Origin of the sequence: Alteromonas sp. MMG017, from assembly GCF_018100795.1 — a bacterium.
Lineage (GTDB): Bacteria > Pseudomonadota > Gammaproteobacteria > Enterobacterales > Alteromonadaceae > Alteromonas.
On record NZ_JAGJDY010000005.1, the window covers coordinates 58,552 to 75,038 of the forward strand.

15 protein-coding genes are annotated in these 16,487 nt (G+C 43.1%); 9 read left to right on the forward strand and 6 right to left on the reverse strand.

Features of this window, described 5'->3' with window-relative positions; translation table 11 throughout:
- The first annotated feature begins 173 nt into the window (after positions 1 to 173).
- Positions 174 to 722, forward strand: coding sequence for a lactoylglutathione lyase (gene gloA, locus J8L84_RS09155; RefSeq protein ID WP_211070434.1), 549 nt, complete (start codon positions 174 to 176; stop codon positions 720 to 722).
- 30 nt (positions 723 to 752) lie between these two features.
- Here gloA and J8L84_RS09160 read toward each other — a convergent pair whose 3' ends face one another.
- From J8L84_RS09160 to J8L84_RS09170, 3 genes are all read right to left on the reverse strand, one after another.
- The gene (locus J8L84_RS09160) at positions 753 to 1,325 is read right to left on the reverse strand and encodes a hypothetical protein (protein ID WP_211070645.1); all 573 of its coding nucleotides are present in this window, start codon (positions 1,323 to 1,325) and stop codon (positions 753 to 755) included.
- Between the two features lie 123 nt (positions 1,326 to 1,448).
- Positions 1,449 to 2,012, reverse strand: a complete 564-nt coding sequence (locus J8L84_RS09165) for a DUF1439 domain-containing protein (protein ID WP_211070435.1) — start codon at positions 2,010 to 2,012, stop codon at positions 1,449 to 1,451.
- Between the two features lie 107 nt (positions 2,013 to 2,119).
- Positions 2,120 to 2,689 carry a DUF4136 domain-containing protein gene (locus J8L84_RS09170; protein ID WP_211070436.1) on the reverse strand — a complete coding sequence of 190 codons (570 nt, stop codon included), beginning with the start codon at positions 2,687 to 2,689 and terminating at the stop codon, positions 2,120 to 2,122.
- Between the two features lie 202 nt (positions 2,690 to 2,891).
- Here J8L84_RS09170 and J8L84_RS09175 point away from each other — a divergent pair, with 202 nt between their 5' ends.
- Positions 2,892 to 3,479, forward strand: coding sequence for a DUF1456 family protein (locus J8L84_RS09175; protein ID WP_211070437.1), 588 nt, complete (start codon positions 2,892 to 2,894; stop codon positions 3,477 to 3,479).
- A gap of 117 nt (positions 3,480 to 3,596) precedes the next feature.
- Complete coding sequence (zapE, locus tag J8L84_RS09180) at positions 3,597 to 4,808, forward strand: cell division protein ZapE (RefSeq protein WP_211070438.1); 1,212 nt, start codon at positions 3,597 to 3,599, stop codon at positions 4,806 to 4,808.
- Between the two features lie 163 nt (positions 4,809 to 4,971).
- Here the strand turns inward: zapE and J8L84_RS09185 are convergent, their stop codons facing one another.
- On the reverse strand, positions 4,972 to 6,150 hold the full coding sequence (locus J8L84_RS09185) for an aldo/keto reductase (RefSeq protein ID WP_211070439.1): 1,179 nt from the start codon (positions 6,148 to 6,150) through the stop codon (positions 4,972 to 4,974).
- 431 nt (positions 6,151 to 6,581) lie between these two features.
- Here J8L84_RS09185 and J8L84_RS09190 point away from each other — a divergent pair, with 431 nt between their 5' ends.
- Positions 6,582 to 6,929 carry a DUF3718 domain-containing protein gene (locus J8L84_RS09190; protein WP_247670675.1) on the forward strand — a complete coding sequence of 116 codons (348 nt, stop codon included), beginning with the start codon at positions 6,582 to 6,584 and terminating at the stop codon, positions 6,927 to 6,929.
- A 157-nt stretch (positions 6,930 to 7,086) separates the two neighbouring features.
- Here J8L84_RS09190 and J8L84_RS09195 read toward each other — a convergent pair whose 3' ends face one another.
- Entirely contained in the window at positions 7,087 to 7,734 is a 648-nt protein-coding gene (locus tag J8L84_RS09195) for a peroxiredoxin-like family protein (RefSeq protein WP_211070440.1), read from the reverse strand.
- Positions 7,735 to 8,004: 270 nt separating this feature from the next.
- Between J8L84_RS09195 and J8L84_RS09200 the strand changes: the two genes are divergently transcribed.
- The 4 genes from J8L84_RS09200 (at position 8,005) to J8L84_RS09215 (ending at position 13,710) form a co-directional block, all read left to right on the forward strand.
- Complete coding sequence (locus tag J8L84_RS09200) at positions 8,005 to 8,934, forward strand: dienelactone hydrolase family protein (RefSeq protein WP_211070441.1); 930 nt, start codon at positions 8,005 to 8,007, stop codon at positions 8,932 to 8,934.
- 534 nt (positions 8,935 to 9,468) lie between these two features.
- A complete protein-coding gene (locus tag J8L84_RS09205; RefSeq protein WP_211070442.1) occupies positions 9,469 to 11,811 on the forward strand; it encodes a TonB-dependent receptor in 2,343 nt (780 codons plus the stop codon).
- Between the two features lie 79 nt (positions 11,812 to 11,890).
- Positions 11,891 to 13,078 (forward strand): dipeptidase, encoded by a 1,188-nt coding sequence (locus tag J8L84_RS09210; RefSeq protein ID WP_247670689.1) that lies wholly within the window; start codon positions 11,891 to 11,893, stop codon positions 13,076 to 13,078.
- Positions 13,079 to 13,158: 80 nt separating this feature from the next.
- Complete coding sequence (locus J8L84_RS09215) at positions 13,159 to 13,710, forward strand: DsrE family protein (RefSeq protein ID WP_247670676.1); 552 nt, start codon at positions 13,159 to 13,161, stop codon at positions 13,708 to 13,710.
- Here the strand turns inward: J8L84_RS09215 and J8L84_RS09220 are convergent.
- Entirely contained in the window at positions 13,707 to 15,371 is a 1,665-nt protein-coding gene (locus J8L84_RS09220) for an isovaleryl-CoA dehydrogenase (protein WP_211070443.1), read from the reverse strand. The two genes, J8L84_RS09215 and J8L84_RS09220, sit on opposite strands and share 4 nt — an antisense overlap.
- A 272-nt stretch (positions 15,372 to 15,643) precedes the next feature.
- Between J8L84_RS09220 and J8L84_RS09225 the strand changes: the two genes are divergently transcribed.
- Entirely contained in the window at positions 15,644 to 16,450 is an 807-nt protein-coding gene (locus J8L84_RS09225; RefSeq protein WP_211070444.1) for a PaaX family transcriptional regulator, read from the forward strand.
- Positions 16,451 to 16,487 lie beyond the last annotated feature (37 nt).

Sequence of the window (16,487 nt, forward strand, 5' to 3'; positions counted from 1 at the left end):
GCTCAAGCTTTCTACTAACAGAGTGAATATAGTGCTATCAAAGGTCAAATAGTCTAAGTGGTTGTACAATAAATCATCTGTTACTGCTTTTATTGTTGTCTATTGCTTTGATTGCCCCCACTTAAACTACAAATGAAGCCACTTGGCCACTTAACTATAAGGATACTATTTCAATGAGCCGACACTTTGATAACGCTCAAGGGTTATGTGAAGACAAAGATAAAGCCACCGAAGGCTTTGTTTTCAACCAAACGATGTTGCGTATTGCCGACCCTGCACGCTCACTCGATTTTTACACGCGAGTAATGGGCATGACATTGTTGAAACGCCTTGATTTTGAAGAGATGAAATTTAGCCTTTATTTCTTAGCGGCGGGTGATGATTTTTCTGATATCAGCGAAGACGATAGTGAGCGCACCGCCCAAACTTTTGGAAGGCCTGCCATGCTAGAGCTCACTCACAATTGGGGGGATACCGCAGATAGTGTTGACTATCATAATGGCAATAGTGAACCAAAAGGCTTTGGTCATATTGGCTTTCACGTACCGAATCTAGATGCTGCATGTGAAAGATTTGAAGCGCTAGATGTCCCTTTTCAAAAACGCCCTAATGATGGTTCGATGAAAGGTATCGCATTTATTAGAGATCCAGATGATTACTGGATTGAAATTTTTGATGCTAAACAAACGGCTAAGGTATGCGCCCCACACCTGAGCAAGTAATGCAAGGCGCCACATTCTTGTAAACCAAACTTAGTCAGCGTAGCCCCATGGTGCTGCCGGTACGGGTATTGATTGGGTTAAATCAAAATCTACCCGGAACTCTCTGCCTTCTCTAATCAATCGGTAGGTAAAGGTTTCCGGGTAAATAAACATTTGCCAAATATTGGAGCTTGATTGGGGAATGCCACTTTTTGCAAACAAGGCTTTAGAGTAGGCGTCGGCGGGGAAAGATTGGACCTGGGGCCAACCAGCATCGAGGGTATGACCGCCGTACATGGTCGATTCCGAATAGCTACCATCTTCATGTCGATGATCATGCTTAAGCGATAATCCAGAGCCCGTTTTAGTGATTATCCACGTTCTAGACGCATTGTCGCCTATGTGGAAGGGAATATGTAACACGGTGTCTGTACAGCGGCGAACATGCATGACCAAAGGTTGATCTGCCATGCTGCTAGTAGGCTGGTTATCAACCGTTATTTTTCCAGCAAACGCTTTTCCGCATAGCGCGCGTATACTGTCAAAAAAGCTATCGTGGCTGGCAATCGACACTAACGGAGCTGGCTGAACAATAGGTTCAGCGTTAGAAGTCTGTGCGGCCATCAGCACTGGCACTGGTGTAGATACAAGCGCTAAGGTGCCTATAGCCACTAATCGGGGGGCTATTTGAAGCAGTGTTGAGCTAATCTTCATGCGTTATCTTCTTCTTATTATTATCATTATTGATTAGTTGTTCCAGTTTCTTGGTACCAATTGAACAGCACCTTCAACAACTTTCATGTCTAGCGGTACTTTACTCAATAGTGCCACTTTGGGGTTATTCATATCTAGTTTATAAACAGGGTTAGCAGCCAGAAAAGCGTTGAGTAAGTTCATCACTTCGTTGTTTAAAGGCTTTAAGTTCCCTTTGTAGCTACCCGCTTCTACACTTGAATCTAACAAATTAAGATTGCGCAGGAATACGGCTTTTTGCTCACTGTCATAGTAAGGGCTGCCTTCAATCTTAAAGGTTAAGCGAACAGGGTATTTGAACGCGAAAGCATTAATTTCTGCACCTGTGTCTAAACCAAGGGATATAACATCGCGATTATCAGGGCCGATATTCACATTTATATCGTTCACATTTAGCTGTACGGGCAAGCCCATAAGATTAACGTTTTCAGTCAAATTCGGCATTTGCTTATTAAGCAATGATTGGACTTCAGCATTTGTAAAAGAGAAAACGGCTATGCCATTCGTACTTGCACATCCGGTAAGAAAAAGGGTGATAGCAAAGAGTATAACTTTCATAAAAAACCTTCTGTTTAGAGTTCATAGCCTGCAATGAATACAAGAAAAATCTCATAACAAGCAAGCTAATTACTCCCATTATGCCATTTGCTTCATATAAATGACGTTTATTTTGCTGGAAAGGCTTCAAGTAAACTGACCACTAACTCGCTTAGTTTATTTTGGATAGTGACGGCATCGGTAGACTCTACCTCTACACTGCCCACTGCACTGTAAATAAACGTATCGCCACGTACCACATCAATTTGAAGGTTTTGATATTGGGTCACGCGCTCACCAATAGGTACACTGAAAATACTGCCAAGGGAAATACCGCCAGAACGGCCAAATACACCCGTGCCTAAGCCTAGGTTTAGTCGTGTGTCATTTTCTTCACTGGCAGTTGAAGGAAGGAAACCTACCAGTACATCTGCACCTTCTTCAGGCGAAGGCTTGAGCCCCTTGGCGATAAGTGCTCGGCTAATAGCCGATGTGAGTTGGCTTTCTATTTCGGGGTTCAAGCTATTAAGTGGCGGTCGAACAAAAAACGTATCTATTTCGGCAAAGTTCTGGCTTTCATCAATATTAATTTGCGGGCCCTTGTTGGCACAGCCTGCTAAGAAGCTTAATGCCACTAAGGCAAAAAGCATGTAAAAGGGTTTTCTTGCTCTATGTTTACTTCTATTTGTTGGTGTCATAAGTACGCCCAATAAAGAACTGCTGTAGTGGTTTAAAGATGAAAACCACCATTTAGGATCGATTTATTATCGTAAATAGCGCAAATTGAACGTCAAGCCTCATCAATTCACGTAAACCAGTGGTTTTAATTCGCGGTCTATTAGCCATTGCGATAAACTACGCCATAATAAATGAGCCACTTCTAGATTAAGACGAAAAACCATGATCCACAATGATGTTCTACGACGCCTACGCTTTGCTTTGGCAATTAACGATACCGCTGCTATTGGTATTTTCAAGTTAGTAGACTACGACATGGATGTAGATTACCTTCATTCAATTATGAAAAAAGAAGGTGAAGAGGGCTATTTGCCTTGCAGAGATAAAATCATCTCTTTGTTCTTAGATGGCTTAATCATTAAAAGACGTGGCAAGCAAGAAGGTGTTGAGCCTGTTATTTTAAAATCCGGTGAGCGTTTAAGTAACAATGAAGTGCTTCGAAAAATTCGTATTGCTATGAGCTACAAAGACGAAGATATGATTAACGCGCTTCAAATGGCTGATTTTAGATTAAGCAAAAACGAGCTTTCAGCTTTTTTCAGAAAACCAGATCACAGAAACTATAAAGTGGCTGGCGACCAAGTCGTGCGTAACTTATTACAGGGCATGGTGAAGAAGTATCGCCCTGATGCGAAAAAAACAGCGCATACAAAAGAGCAAGTACGCGAGAACGTAAAAGCGGATATTCAGGCCAAAAAAGCCAAAGAGAAAACTAATAAGCCAAGTTCTGTGTGGGGCAAAACCTCTTAACCGTGAACTCATAACTATTGGGCGTTACGCTTTGCACCGTGTTAAGTGTGCAAAAGCATGAAGATTTAAACTGTGCGTAACGCTATCTTCCTCGGCAAGACACCATATTAAACCTGTATGCTACATTCCTCGCCGCTTACCAAATATCAAGCACTAGTCGATTCGGGAAAGCTTCAAAAAGATCCCTCTCAACAACACGCCATTGCATTGCTACAGCAGCTGTACCTTTCATTACAGCAGGTTCACGAAAACGCTTCTCACAAAAGTACGCAACTACAGAGTAAAGGTATATATCTGTGGGGCAAAGTAGGGCGGGGCAAAACCTTTTTGATGGACTTGCTAGACGCGAGTTTGACAAGCTCCCTGTGCAAACGGCAACACTTCCATCATTTCATGCAGGATGTGCATAAGCGGCTCACCGAGCTGTCCGGTAAGTCAGAGCCTTTGCGCCATATTGCGAAGCAGCTAAGTAAGCAGTACAAGGTGTTGTGTTTCGATGAGTTCTTTGTGTCTGATATTGGCGATGCCATGTTACTTGGTAACTTACTGCAATATATGTTTGAACTTAACATGGTGGTGGTGTGTACCAGCAATTGTGCGCCAAACGAGCTTTATCGAAATGGTTTGCAGCGTGCACGCTTTTTGCCGGCTATTGCGGCAATCGAAGCTCATTTAAACATACTGCACTTAGATGGCAAACAAGACCATAGAAAGCGTGCGCTTACATACATTCAACGTTATTTCGAATTACCTAAGCCATTGCAAGCGCAGGCGGCATTGCATCAAACCCTACTTCGTCAGTTCGAATTAACATTTAATAGCACGCCTTCAAGTATAACCGTGTTAGGGCGAACTATTGATATCATCGCTCGAAGTGACGCGGATAAAAATAACTTAGGTATAAGTCATAAGGCAGTTTGTTTCAATTTTTCGGCATTGTGTGAAGGGCCGCGAAGCCACTTTGATTATGTAGAATTAGCCAAGTTGTACAAAACCATATTAGTGTTCAACGTGCCACCTATGAGTGGCCAGGCGTACGAGCGAATTAAAGCGCGGGGCACTGAAGATAACGGTTCGAATATTAACATCGCCTCTGCTGAAACCGGAGAGCGGGAAGTGGTTTTAGCACCTATGGATGATGCATTACGCCGGTTTATTGCATTGGTAGATGAATGTTACGACAGTAAAACTAACTTGGTAATAACGTCTTACGTTCCTCAAGATGAAATTTATACCAGTGGCTCGCTTATGTTTGAATTTAAGCGCACGAAAAGCCGATTGGTAGAAATGGCGTCAGAAGAATTTATGGCGAGTGTGAAGGAAAGATAGGCACGCTAACTTATCTTATGTATTAAAAATAAATCTATGAATGCCTACCTATTCCACCAATTTCCTACAGAACGCTTCACTTTACCTTTATCGATAAATTGAAAGCAGAAAAAGTTTTCAAACTAGCGTGAATTTATCTTAAGACCGATTATCTTAAGCGCATTTAGCTAGGAACGGGAGCGTTCTGCGCGATAAGGTTTTTAGACTTCAACTCACGCCAAAACTCAGTTGGAATTTTCACTTTCATCGCCTTAATGTTCGCGGTGACTTGCTCCATGGTGCGAGCACCAGGAATAATGGCAGAGACAGTATCTGGGGCTTCAGCAAACTGAAGTGCAGCTGTTTTCATATCAATACCGTGTTTTATGGCAACAGTGTTAATAGCAGCAAACTTCTGTGACATGGTATTCGGAATTTTGCTCGAATAGTTAAATCGGTTTCTACCAGCTAAGAAACCGCCATTTAATGGGGCGCCTACTACTACAGACATATCGCGCTTATCCAGCAACGGAAAGGTTTTCTTTAAGGCTTCATCATGATCCAATATGGAATACTGTAAGGCTAACAAAAATATATCGGGGTCTGATATTTCAAGGGCTTTGTATGCCGCATGGGGAGTATTAATGCCAAATCCCCATCCTTTAATAATACCCTCGTCGCGCATCTTCGCTAATTCAGGAATTGCCCCTTTAGCGGCTTGATCAAAGTAATGCACCCAATCTTCACCCATGTCACTGTTTTGAGGCGATAAGTCGTGAATGTATACTATATCAAGTGATGAAACGCCGATGCGCTGCAATGAATCTTCAATAGAGCGACGAGTGCCTGATGCTGTGTAATCATAGCGGTAATGAAACGGTGAGTGATCAGCCCAGTGCCAACTGTTTTCTAATGGCTTCGATGACGCGGTCAATAGCCTACCTACTTTCGACGAAAGCACGTATTCATCCCGCTCTTTATTGCGCAGTAAATCGCCGTAGCGCCTTTCACTTAAACTTAAGCCATAGAAAGGTGATGTATCGTAGTGCCTAATTCCCGAATCCCATGCCGTATTAAGCATTTGCAGAATTTCTTCATCGCTTGAAATGGTATTGAAGCCATTTCCCGCAGCAAGCCCACCTAATCCCATTCGGTATTTGGGGCGATAATGTTTACTGCTTGTCATCGAATTGATGGGTAAGCTCGCGCCTTTTTCGATTTCCCCAAGGGTGGGCATTAACGGCCCTGTAGAAGTCTTGAGCTTAAGTTCCTGTGCCGCAGCTGTTGAACTCATAATAGAACCAAGACCTAGCACCGCTCCTGCTCCAGCACCAGCTTTTATGAAATTCCTTCGTGTTAACATGTCATTAATCTCCGTAAGTGATTTTCAATGCGGTTAATTCCCCTTTAAAAATACTAATCAAATAACTAATGAGATCATGATTGATTGTTGTATAAAAATTTAAATTTTTACGCTTTACTATTCACCTTTAAATTATAATTAATTCTTATTTTAATAAGGGTTATTAATAGCCGAGATTTCTGATTAATTTAAGTTAGTTCAGTCGCCATATTTTTTTGATTTACTATTTTATGAAAATTTCTTAAAGATATAAGTGAAGGGGGTTTCATTATGGCTAATTTTTGGTCAAAAAAACTAATTTTAAGTCATTTGAATATCGAGCGCGAAGCAGTAGGAGTGTTGTTTGTTTGTTAAGTTTTTGATTTTATTTATTTTTGTTTTGTTGGCATTTAGGTTGCAAAATTAACTTCGACTTAACCTAAAGGATGACAATGATGAACACTTTCACTAAAACACTAGCTACAATTACACTTTCTTTATCTACTATTGGCATGGCAAGCGCAGCAGATTCATTATTTGCAGCAGACGATTCAGTGTCTTCTAAATTATGTGTTGTTGCAGCACAAGGCAGTAAAATTCAACTGCACAAATCAATTAAAGATTCTGGTTTGAGTAAAAGCTATATTGCTGAAAATATTACTTGTAATGATCAAAATATCTTAGCCTTTGTGCAAGATTATGCGGAAGACCCAGATAAAATGAACAACGTGCTAACTAACGGTAAATTTAATACCAACGTTGAAATTATCGATTTGGCTGCAGCAAATACAAAAAAGTAATAAGTTGGTAAATTGAAGCCTGAGCATGAAGTTTTCGTTTACATTGTTGTTGCTCAGCACATAATCTAAAAAAGGTGGCCATGGCCACCTTTTTGCTGTTTTACATTTAGCTTCCAATACCAAGTATCTTACTTACTAGACTGCAGGCCAAATTGGCTTACATACTTTTAAGTGCATCAATAATATCTTGCGGCTCTGAACGAGTTCTATAATCAACATCTACATAACGCCAGGTTACGTCGCCACTTTGATTGAGCACAAAGGTGGCTGGAATAGGCAGAATGTTACCATTACCGTTGTTGATGGTTTCTAGATCGAGTTGCCTATCGTTTTTCATGTGCTCAATGAGAAATTCAGGCACTTCCCATGCTACGCCGTACTTACCTGCAACTTTGGCACTTTGATCTGACAATACGATAAAATCCATCTTGCTAATTTCATCTTCACTAAGCGAATCATCTGGCACCTGCGGGCTTATAGCCACTAGGGTTGCCCCTAGCTGTTTTATATCGGCTAATCGAGACTGAAGAGCTCTAAGCTGTAAATTACAATAAGGGCACCAACTTCCGCGATAAAAAGTGACTACAACAGGCCCTTGGTTTAAAAGGGTGGAGAGTGAAACAGTATTCGCTTTTGCATCTGGTAGCGTGAATTCAGGTGCTTTAGCACCAATTGCTAACGCATCACTGCCTTGCTGAAATGACTTAGCTTTAGCTATTTCTGCGTCTACCCCTTTCATGAAATCTGGGTTGCCTTTACGGCCAGCTTCAACCTTCGCTTCAGTTTGTTCTTTTAACGTTGCCATATAAGCCTCATGGTGTGATACATCATAATGACGTATCGAAATAATGGGTATCGAAATGATATTAACGCAGTAACGTTAACGGCTTCTTTGTAGTAATGAAACTTATTTGCACTGCATTTACGACTACCTTCGCCATAAATGCGATATGACGCAAAATCCCGTCTACTCTCGTAATATATTGGATATTATTCTGGACACTCACACTTATTTAGTTATTAACTAGCAATGTATTTACCTAGCCCTACCACTTTCTAAAACTAAGGACTAACTATGAGCCTTCAGCGGGAAAACAGCCCTCAACAGGAAAACAAAACCATTCCACAAGAAGCTTTCGATTGGTACGACGCTTATGCTCACGGCGGCATGGACAGACGCACATTCATGACCAAGCTAACAGGACTAGTTGCCCTTGGTTATTCCATGTCTTTCCTAACCTCTGCATTATTGCCTAACTACGCGATGGCTGAACAAATATCTTTTAATGACCCTGATATTACCGCAACTTACGAAACCTTTGCTTCACCCAAAGGGCACGGAGAAGGTAAAGGGTATTTAGTGATACCAAACGCTTTAACACAAGATGAAACCACACAAAAGAAAGCACCGGTGGTATTGGTAATACACGAAAACCGAGGGCTAAATCCTTACGTTAAAGATGTGGCCAGAAGGCTGGCGAAGGCAGGTTTTATTGCGTTTGCTCCCGATGCCTTGTTTCCACTAGGAGGCTACCCTGGCAATGATGATGAAGGGCGTGCTATGCAGCGAACCCTCGAGCGTTCAAAAATAGAATATGATTTTGTAGCCGCCGCTGAATTTATCAAAGCGCATGAATTATCTAGCGGAAAACTAGGCGCCGTGGGCTTTTGTTTCGGTGGTTATATGGTGAACTATCTAGCTGCCGTCGATAGCAGTCTTATAGATGCAGGTGTACCTTTTTACGGTACCCCAGCAGCTAAGGAATTGCGTAAAAATATTGAGGCCCCTTTACTTATTCAACTCGGTGAATTAGACGAGCGAGTAAACGCCACCTGGCCAGAATACGAAGAAGATTTAAAAGCCAATGATGTTGCGTACGAAATGCATATGTATAAAAACGCGAACCATGGTTTTCATAATGATTCCACGGGGCGGTTTGATAAAGACAATGCTGAGTTAGCATGGTCTAGAACTATTGCATTTTTTAATGCTAAATTGGCTTAAGCTAGCTGCCTTTAAATAGGCTTTTTTAACGTTTCAACGCTTTATTGAAAAGCGTATTACTAATGCAAGGTCTTCAACATAAGCCCGCTTCATTTCAAGGGCTAAAGTGGGGGCCTTGCCTAAGCATTTACTTTCTCTGATTTCATGTTGTGCTTTTTCCTTGCAATAGTTTTCAAACTAAAACCAATACCGCTGCAGCGCACTATATCTTCGCCTTTAAAAAATTAAGAGTGCTTTAAGTTTTCAAGTCAAGAGATCACTGTTGTGGTGCACCTCTCATTGTCACTAGCGATCTCTTGGTGCATTGCCAAAGAGGAAATAACGCCATTGTGAAAAGATATTTTCAAAAACGATTAAGATGAAACTCATCAGATGAGTTTGTCAGGCCAGACAAATACTAGGCTGATTAAAATAACCCTTGAATTTATACTAAAGTCTAACGTTGTTGGTATGTTTATTGTGACGTGTTGATTGAACTCCCACTTGGTTTTCCTCCGAGTTGGTACGTAGTTGCAGTCACAGCAGGAAACACTCATGATAAAAACAAATACACCGTTCCGTCCCACACTATTAAGTGTATCTATTGCGGCAATGTTTGCCGTCAGCCCTGCGTATGCACAGGAAAGTGAAACCGCCAGTGCTGAAACTGAAGAAGAAAAGATTCAAGTAGTAGGTCGTCGTATCTCTACTACCGAGGTAGCAATTGGTACTGGTGAAGTAACCAATACGCTAGCCGTTACGCGAGAAGCGTTGTTGTCGGCCCCAGGTGGTATATCTGGGCTCAAAATGTTAGAAAGTTTACCTGGTTTTAATGTGCAAACGGACGGTGCATTAGGATTATATGAGTTTGGAAACTCTGTGAATGTGCGCGCATTCAACTTAAGCCAAATGGGCTTTGTATTGAACGGCGTACCCATGGGGCGTTCAGATGCTTTCGGCGGAAGCCCTATTTTCAGATACGTAGATAACGAGAACTTAGCGTCTGTTGTGGCATCTCCAGGTGCCGGTGATGTTTCCGCACCAAGTTATTCTACCTTAGGGCCTATAGCTTCTTACTATTCGGTTGACCCGTCTGACGAAGCTGGTGGCATGGTCTCTTACACCATTGGCGATGATGATTTAAATCGCTCTTTTGTTAAGCTGGAAACCGGCGACATAAATGGTTTCAAAGCCTATGTGAGTCGCTCGAAAACCGACAGTGATTTATGGCGCGGGCCCGGTACCATCGACAGAGAGCACATTGAAGGTAAAGCAATTTATGCCTTTAGTGACGAAACGAAATTTACCGTTAGTTATGTAGCAAACGACTTTTTTGATTACGATTCGCCATCAGGTACCGAAGCGACTTTTGATGATAACTATTATTACAGCTACCTAGATGCCATTCCTGAAGGCTGTATTGCCCCATTAACGGGTGTTTACGATTTCAACCAAGATGGGGTAGCGGATGAAAGCGATTTTACCCCTGTGTTTACCGGTAGTAATTGTACAAGTTACTACGAAGATCGCGTAAACGTTCGTGACGATAAACTCTATTCTGCCCAGCTTGAAACCTACCTGCTAGATAACTTGTTGTTTACCGGTACTTATTATTTTGAAGACAAAGATGGTTATGGTGTTTCTCCCGATTCTTATAGTAACACCTTAAGTATTTACGAAGATCAGGCAGCCGCAGGGCTAGATGTGGTGCACCCACGGGGTGTGCAATATGGTTTATCGTCAGTAGGGGGCGATAGAAAAGGCTTCGTTGCTGATTTCAGCTTAGAACTCGATGCCCACGATATTCAATTTGGTGGCTGGCAAGAAAAAGACACTTACCACCGTACGCAACAGCGGTTAAATAAAACCGGCGGTAGTGCTGATGGTGACGTGATTTGGGACGAGGTGGCATATTATCGCCGAGACTACACCTCGGTCCGTGAAACTACGCAGTTGTACGTGAAAGATACCATTAGCTTAATGGACGACAACTTGAAGCTTGAATTGGGTATTAAATCTTTAAGTGTTGATTATTCCCTAGATGGGTATCGTGATTATGACGACTACGAAATTGATGGTGAAGCAGGTTATGGCCCCCAGTCTGTGGGCGGCAAGTTTAGCAACCATTTCTTACCTTCAATAGGCGCGGTATATACCCTAAACGACACCGACCAAGTTTTTGCGTCTTACTCGAAAAACTACGCGCTACCTAATGGTACAGACGATATTTATGACAATGCGGTTAGCTTTGAACCCGATACTCCTGAAGGTGAAGAAGCCGATAACCTTGAATTAGGTTACCGTACCAACAAAGAAAACTTTAACGCGGCATTAGCGTTATTCTATACCCGCTTTGATAATCGTCTGTTTGCTAGTAACGTGTTAAACCCCGCGACTGGTCAGCCTGAGAGCTTTTATATTAATGGCGGCGCTTCAGAAGCCTACGGATTTGAATTGTCAGGTGTTTATCAGCCTGAAGTGTTCAAAAAACAGTTATATATGAACGCTAATATCTCGTACAAAAATGCCAGCTTAGTAGACGGTTTTGGCAGTAACCCCGAAGGCAGCGCCTTAGCTGATAGCCCAGATTGGGTGATGACAGGTGGCATTACCTATGAGCCAACAGAATGGATAGTAGCAAATGTGTCGGCGAAATATACCAGCAGTCGTTTTACCGACTATGCTGAGACCTACGAAATGGACAGCTACACCACAGTAAGTGCCTATGTGGATTTAGGTGGTGTGAACCCCTTCGGTATGCCTGAAAATGTGAGCTTACGGTTAAACGTAGATAACCTTTTCGACAAAGAAGTGTTGTCGTTTGCGTTTGTAGGATCGGCTTTCTATCGCCCTTTGAGCCCTCGTAACGTGCAGGCATCATTAACGGTGGCTTTCTAACATGACAACGAAAACAAAACTAAATCAGTTAAACAAAACAATGGTTGGGGTAGTGGTCGCCTTAGGGCTTGGAACCGCTATGACGAGTTCCATAACACAGGCAGCCGATGCTGTGACACTAGAAGAAGCTGAGGCTATTCAGCGAAAGCTAGTGACCTTGGACACCCACCTTGATACGCCTGCGCATTTGGTCAGGCCTGGGTTTGATATTATGGAAAGGCATACTTATGGCCACGACTTTTCGCAAGTTGATGTACCGCGTATGCAAGAAGGGGCTCTAGATGGCGGTTTTTGGGTACTTTACACACCGCAAGGACCGCTAACTACTGAAGGCTATCAGCAAAGCCGAGATACCGCTTTACTGCGTGCCCTTGCAGTACGCACTATGGTTACCAAGCACCCAGAAACGTTTGCGTTAGCCTTAGATCCGGAAGATGCGAGTGAAATAAAGAAAACCGGTAAACATATAGTTTATATGAGCATGGAAAATTCGTATCCCTTAGGCACAGATATGAGCCTCCTTGAAACTTTCTATAAGTTTGGGCTACGAATGGCAGGGCCGGTACATTTCAAAAACAATCAGCTTGGCGATAGTTCTACCGATCCCCAAGGGGGGAAGTGGGGTGGGCTTTCGCCGCTAGGTGAAACCTTTGTTAGCGAAGCCAATAGATTGGGTATTGTGCTAGACGGCTCACACGCTCATGATGAAACGGTTAAAGACATGATTAAGCTGTCTAAAACTCCCATCATTTTGTCCCACACTGGTGTGAAAGCCATTTACGATCACCCGCGAAACATTGACGACGACTTACTGAAGCAACTTGCGGAATCTGGCGGTGTCATTCAAATGAATGCTTACAGCGACTACCTTACTGCACTGCCTGAAAACCCCGAACGAAAAGAAGCTTACAAGGGGTTAATGGCCATGGTTAAACAAGGTGCTGATCACACGGATTTGTTAGAAAAGCGCAGGGAAATTGAGCATGAGCATCCCGCGGTTAAAGCGTCTTTTGATGTTTACATGAAACACTTTTTACATGCGTTAGCGGTGGTAGGGCCTAAGCATGTAGGAATTGGCGCTGACTGGGATGGTGGCGGCGGTGTAGACGATATGATGGATGTGGTTAATTTACCCATGATCACACAGCGATTGTTGGAAGAAGGCTATACCGAAGAAGACTTAGCAGACATATGGAGCGGCAATGCATTAAGGGTGCTTCAGCAGGCACAAGACTATGCAGCAAGTTTGAAAACAGCGAGTAAATAGATACACTGAATTGAAGAAGCGCCCTATTCATTTGGTGAGTAGGGCGCTTTTTTATCTTAAAATAAAAATGTGGAGTATGCATGAAATCATTACCTCTATTAGCCTCAACATTTGTTGTAGTATCTGCTTTATCGACGCCATTATCTGCCCATGCGGGTAGTGATGATTTTGCAGCAGGTCCTGTATTCAATAACTATGGCAAGCATGCACCTGTGCCAGGCGTGAGTGTGTCGCCTCAGCAACAATTTAAAGTCGCCTTCGATGTGGCTAAAGGGGCTGATGCAGGCAAGGTAAACCGCAAATTTGATTCACTAGCTCGTTTTATTAATATGCATGTCGCCAATGGCGCTAAGCTTGAAAATATTCAACTCGCGTTAGTGGTTCACGGCTCAGCAACGCTTGATGTGATTAATAACGCAGCCTATCAAAAGAAAAAAGGTGAAGATAACGGCAACTTAGGTTTATTGCGTGCACTTATGGGTAAAGGTGTGCGTGTAATCGTGTGCGGCCAATCATCTGCAGCGAATGATGTGCAAAGAGATATGTTAATAGAGGGCGTTGAGATGGACTTATCTGCAATGACAGCCCATGCCCGCTTAAGTGAACAGGGTTTCAGTACTAACCCGTTTTAATCTTTGCTACTGCTAAGCATTCCTTTTTTAATAATATCTAAAAAAGGTGTGTTAGCAGGCAGTGTTCCATACGCTAAGCCTTGCTGTTTGCCTAACCTTGCTTCGCAAAAAGTGTTCGCCATTACGCTATCGCTTCCATTTAGAAGCAAGGCACCTTGCATGGCAATAGCAGTATGCTCTGTAATTAAACGGCTGCGAATTTCTAGGGTGGCGGTATCTTCGAAAGCGTCTAATAGACTTTGCAGGTGGTTATCGTAGCAGGCATTTTTCCCTTTTGCGCTATGCAATAAATCAAAAAGCGCCGCTTTAGATTCTGGCTCTTTGTGCAATGCGCGAAGGACATCTAAGCATTGTACGTTACCACTGCCTTCCCAAATTGAATTAAGCGGAGCTTGGCGATAAAGCCTAGGCAAAATATTCTCTTCCACATAGCCAATGCCCCCCAAGCACTCCTGGGCTTCGTTAATAAATGCTGGGGTTCGCTTACATATCCAGTATTTACCAATCGCCGTTGCGATACGAGCCAGTGCAGCTTCTTTCGGATTGGTTTTACTGGCATCAACGGCGCGAGCGACCCGCATGGTCAGAGCCAGTGAGGCCGAACATTCAAGCGTAAGGTCGGCGATGACATTTTGCATTAAAGGCTGATTGATAAGCGTGTCACCGAAAGCCTCACGGTTGCTGACATGGTGAAGGGCTTGCACTAACGCTTGTCTCATAGAAGCCGACGAGCCAATCATACAATCAAGGCGAGTAAGAGACACCATGTCGATAATCACCCGTACGCCTCGACCTTCTTCACCTATTAAATACGCAGTAGCGCCTTGAAACTCCACTTCTGATGAGGCATTACTCCAGTCTCCCAATTTGTCTTTCAACCGTTGAATGCGTACTTCGTTTAAGGTGCCATCAGGCATAACTCTTGGTAATAAAAAGCACCCTAGGCCAGCGCCAGTTTGCGCAAGAATTAAGTGCCCGTCACACATGGGAGCAGAAAAGAAGAACTTGTGCCCTACAATACGGTAACTACCATCTTCTTGTTTTGTAGCAGTGGTTGTGTTGCGGCGAACGTCGGAGCCACCTTGTTTTTCGGTCATTCCCATACCAATGGACAGGCCATGCTTGTGTTCTGCTGGCAAGGTGCGGTCATCGTACTGCCCATGAACGACTTTATTCACCCAATAATCTGGTAAGCCTTTGGCTTGTCGTAGTGCCGGAATGGCGGCGTGGGTCATGGTAAGAGGGCAAGTTGTGCCCGCGTCAGCTTGATATTGCATGAAAATTAACGCGGCTCTTATGACATGCGCGCCTTGCTGACTTTCATGCTGCCAAGAATAATTGTGTACATTACCCTTCATGGCTGCACTCATCAGCGCGTGGTAGCTAGGATGAAACGCTACATCATCAATTCTGCGACCATACCGATCGAAAGGATGAAACTCTGGCTTGTTTTTATTGGCAAGTTCACCGTGTTCCATTAATTCAAAGCCAGCGACTTGCCCAAATACATCTAGCTGTAATGCTACGTCAGCGTGTGGCGACGTTACATTAGCCATTACAGCGCACTTAAGTAGTGGGTCGTCCTGCCACAAGTTATAAGCGGGTAAGGGAAGAGGCTGATTCTCAACAACATGGGTATCGAACAACGTAGGTGCAGACATAATAAACTCGCCTTGAAAATTTATTAAACATTACTAGTTGTGTCTTTTTGTGTCAAATGTTGTAATTTTTGGTTTTATGACTTTCCAATTTCGATAGCTGATTGAGTGTTTGTTTTTAAGAGCTTTTTTCAAGCGCTTATTATCAAGTGCTTATTTTCAAAAGCTTATGCCCAGTAAGAAAGCGGAAAAAGGATATACTTTGTAAATGCATGACATTTAGGTAAAGTGCTCACTCGATGTCGTTTTAATTACTAATAGATTGGTAAAGCAATATGTTACCCGAAAAACCTACCGGTAAACCCGTAGCCCGCCACTTGTTGATGAAGCTACTTGGTTCACGCCCCGGTATAAAAATGGATGCAGCTAGCGCGGTTAGGGTAGGCGCCTTGTTTGGCATGTCGGAAAATAACATTCGCGTTACCCTTACTCGCTTACAATCGGCAAAACTGCTTAAGCTGGTGGAACGTGGTTATTACCAATTAGGTAAAGAGGGCGAGCAATTTGCTGGCGAGATCAGTAGCTGGCATACCGCAGAATCTAGATTATGTGAATGGCGTGGTGATTGGCTTACCGTGCTAACCACCGCATTAGCAAAAAGTGATCGTAAGGCCACACGGGCACAAGACAGGGCGCTTAAATTAATGGGCTTAAAAAAGCTCTCTGCAGACTTTTATGTTAGGCCTAACAACCTTAATGATACGGTAGGAACAACGCGAGAGCGCTTGTTCCGACTGGGATTAGATAAGAGCGCTGTGGTGTTCAACGCATCTGACTTTGCTGACGCGACGGAAAAAAAGGCAGCAGGGTTGTGGCAGACCAAAAATCTTGAAGCTAGTTACGAAGAAGGGTTAATTGAACTCGCTCGGTCGCGCAAGCGTATAGAAGGCCTGTCATTAGATGATGCAGCAAAGGAATATTATATCGTCGGCGATAACGCCCTAAAACGATTAGTGTTCGACCCGCTGCTGCCAGCGCCTTTGGTTAATGTTGACCTTCGCAAAGCTTTTCGCACAAAAGTAGAAGAGTACGATAAGGCTGGCGCTGAAGTCTGGTATGAATTTTTAAATATAAATAAGTGAGGAAAGAGGTACGAGCACGGAGGTGCTTGCCTGATGC

Coding starts and splice junctions, on each gene's coding strand:
- gloA (WP_211070434.1), top strand. CDS start 174: ATGAGCCGACACTTTGATAACGCTCAAGGGTTATGTGAAGACAAAGAT.
- J8L84_RS09160 (WP_211070645.1), bottom strand. CDS start 1,325: ATGGCCGCACAGACTTCTAACGCTGAACCTATTGTTCAGCCAGCTCCG.
- J8L84_RS09165 (WP_211070435.1), bottom strand. CDS start 2,012: ATGAAAGTTATACTCTTTGCTATCACCCTTTTTCTTACCGGATGTGCA.
- J8L84_RS09170 (WP_211070436.1), bottom strand. CDS start 2,689: ATGACACCAACAAATAGAAGTAAACATAGAGCAAGAAAACCCTTTTAC.
- J8L84_RS09175 (WP_211070437.1), top strand. CDS start 2,892: ATGATCCACAATGATGTTCTACGACGCCTACGCTTTGCTTTGGCAATT.
- zapE (WP_211070438.1), top strand. CDS start 3,597: ATGCTACATTCCTCGCCGCTTACCAAATATCAAGCACTAGTCGATTCG.
- J8L84_RS09185 (WP_211070439.1), bottom strand. CDS start 6,150: ATGTTAACACGAAGGAATTTCATAAAAGCTGGTGCTGGAGCAGGAGCG.
- J8L84_RS09190 (WP_247670675.1), top strand. CDS start 6,582: ATGATGAACACTTTCACTAAAACACTAGCTACAATTACACTTTCTTTA.
- J8L84_RS09195 (WP_211070440.1), bottom strand. CDS start 7,734: ATGGCAACGTTAAAAGAACAAACTGAAGCGAAGGTTGAAGCTGGCCGT.
- J8L84_RS09200 (WP_211070441.1), top strand. CDS start 8,005: ATGAGCCTTCAGCGGGAAAACAGCCCTCAACAGGAAAACAAAACCATT.
- J8L84_RS09205 (WP_211070442.1), top strand. CDS start 9,469: ATGATAAAAACAAATACACCGTTCCGTCCCACACTATTAAGTGTATCT.
- J8L84_RS09210 (WP_247670689.1), top strand. CDS start 11,891: ATGACGAGTTCCATAACACAGGCAGCCGATGCTGTGACACTAGAAGAA.
- J8L84_RS09215 (WP_247670676.1), top strand. CDS start 13,159: ATGAAATCATTACCTCTATTAGCCTCAACATTTGTTGTAGTATCTGCT.
- J8L84_RS09220 (WP_211070443.1), bottom strand. CDS start 15,371: ATGTCTGCACCTACGTTGTTCGATACCCATGTTGTTGAGAATCAGCCT.
- J8L84_RS09225 (WP_211070444.1), top strand. CDS start 15,644: ATGTTACCCGAAAAACCTACCGGTAAACCCGTAGCCCGCCACTTGTTG.